We start from the raw sequence: 1917 nt of genomic DNA, 5'->3' as shown, positions 1-1917 counted from the left end.
ATCAAGGGCCCCGTGGCTTCCAGGACAGACCCCGACACCCTGGTGGTGTTCGGGCAGACGGTGAAGGTGAATGCCGCTACGGTCTTCGAGGGGATCACCTTCAACAGCATTGTCGCCGGCGACATCCTGGAGGTGCACGGGTTCGCGGACAGCACTGGCGTGGTGACCGCCTCCCGTATCGAAAACGAGGGCCAGACCAGCGAGTTCAAGCTGCGCGGAGTGATCAGCAACCACGACGCGGTGGCCCGGACCTTCCGGATCGGCGCGGCGGTCTTCAACTATTCCAGCACGCCGACGGATCGCCTTCCTTCCGGCCCGCTGGCGAACGGTCTGTTCGTGCGGGTGCGCACCACGACCCTCGCGAATCCCGGCGGCCAATGGCTTGTCACGCGCATCGAACTGCGCTCGCCCATCGATGACTGCGACGAGTCCGAGGTCGAAGGCATCCTGCTGCAAAGCGGCACCAGCTTCTCCATCAACGGCCTCCCCATCGACGTTTCCCGGCTGCCCCCGGGCACCGTGCTGCCGGTCAATCAGCGGGTGGAGGCCGAGGGGGCGATCGTCAACGGCGTGCTGGTGGTCAGCAAGATCGAGCGCGAAGATGATGACCAAGCCGAAGTGGATGTGCGCGGCACGGTCTCGGCGTTCAACGCCGCCAGCCAGACGTTCGTGGTGCGCGGGGTTACCTTCCACTACACGCTGGGCAGCATCCGGGAGGAAGACGGCACCATCGCCGCGAATCTGACCAACGGGGCGGCGATCAGGGTGAAGGGCAGGCTGGCCAGCGGTGGCACTGTCGAAGCCACCGAGATCGACTTCCGGCCCTGACACGGCGCGGCCCCCCGCCGCGTGAGCGAACGGGGGGCACGCCTGGCGTACTTCTCCAGGTTCAGTCGATGGCCAGCGTCACGGCCTTGTCGACGGGCGCGAGCTTGGCCAGGCGCAGCGTGAGCACGCCGTTTTCGAGCTTGGCGTTGCTTGCGGCAACGTCGATCGCGTGGTCCAGTTCCCAGGAGCGCTGCACCTTGCGCGGCGCGCCTTCGACGCTGGTCAGATGCACTTGCGCGCCTTCGAGGCGCAGCTGCAGCTGCTCACGCGACAGGCCGGGAACGTCGAGTTGCAAGGTGGTGGCCTGATCGTCCTGCGTGGCGGTGAAGGCCGCGCTGGCCGACGCCGAAGCTTCAGACAGGCGGTGCAGCGGAGGCGTCAGCGTCGACTGCAGAAAGCGCTGCAAGGCCTGGTCGGCGGCGCGCGGAAAACCTTGGCTGGAACGGCGAATCATGGGTGCAGTGAAGATCATCACGGAAGCTCCTGTCTGGTGCGCGGCGCTCAATGTGGCTGCCGCTTGCTTCTGAAATGCAGGCGCCCAAACAGGATTTCAAGGAAAAAAAGTGATGAATATTTAAGCACCCCAGCCCTTGAAAAAGGGCTGGGCGCCGCCACGCGAGCGAGGATGCTCAGGGCGCGCGGGAAGCGCGCGCGGCTTCGCGCGCAGCGCGCACTTCCTGGCCGAGCTCGATCACCGACAGCGCGTAGTAGCTCGACCAGTTGTAGCGCGTGATCGCGTAGAAGTTCTCGGTGCCGGCGATATACACCGGCGTGTCGCCGCCGTTTTGCAGTTCGACCAGTGCCAGCGGGCCGTCGTGCGTCGCTCCGGGCGGCTGCACGCGCGCGCCGAGTGCGAGCATGCGCTCGGGAGTGAACGTCGGCAGGATGTCGGGGGCCAGCAGCTCGGCCATCTGCTCGGGCCGGCTGTCGAGCGCGACCGGGTAATGGGTAGGCATGCCGGGTTTCCAGCCGTGGCCGATGAAGTAGTTGGCGACCGAGCCGATCGCGTCGGCCGGGCTGCCGAACAGGTCGATGTGGTCGTTGCCGTCGAAGTCGACGGCCCACTTGACCCAGCTCGACGGCATGAAC

Annotated in this window: 3 protein-coding genes; 1 reads left to right on the top strand and 2 read right to left on the bottom strand. The window is 66.2% G+C overall.

From position 1 onward, the window contains the following. Window positions 1-828: DUF5666 domain-containing protein (locus tag D3H34_RS32210; RefSeq protein ID WP_205736859.1), on the top strand; the 828-nt coding region annotated here is incomplete at its 5' end. 61 nt (window positions 829-889) lie between these two features. Here the strand turns inward: D3H34_RS32210 and D3H34_RS32205 are convergent. Then, the gene (locus D3H34_RS32205) at window positions 890-1300 is read right to left on the bottom strand and encodes an Hsp20/alpha crystallin family protein (protein ID WP_119558818.1); all 411 of its coding nucleotides are present in this window, start codon (window positions 1298-1300) and stop codon (window positions 890-892) included. A 157-nt stretch (window positions 1301-1457) separates the two neighbouring features. Further along, the coding region (locus D3H34_RS32200; protein WP_205736858.1) for a lytic murein transglycosylase at window positions 1458-1917 on the bottom strand (460 nt) is incomplete at its 5' end.

Source organism: Acidovorax cavernicola (genome assembly GCF_003581445.1).
The sequence above is the reverse complement of the archived record's forward strand: the minus strand, read 5'-3'. Positions and strand labels throughout refer to the sequence as shown.

What these genes read in the sequence shown, in the direction of transcription:
- D3H34_RS32205 (WP_119558818.1), bottom strand. Translation starts at nt 1,300, where the DNA reads ATGATCTTCACTGCACCCATGATTCGCCGTTCCAGCCAAGGTTTTCCG.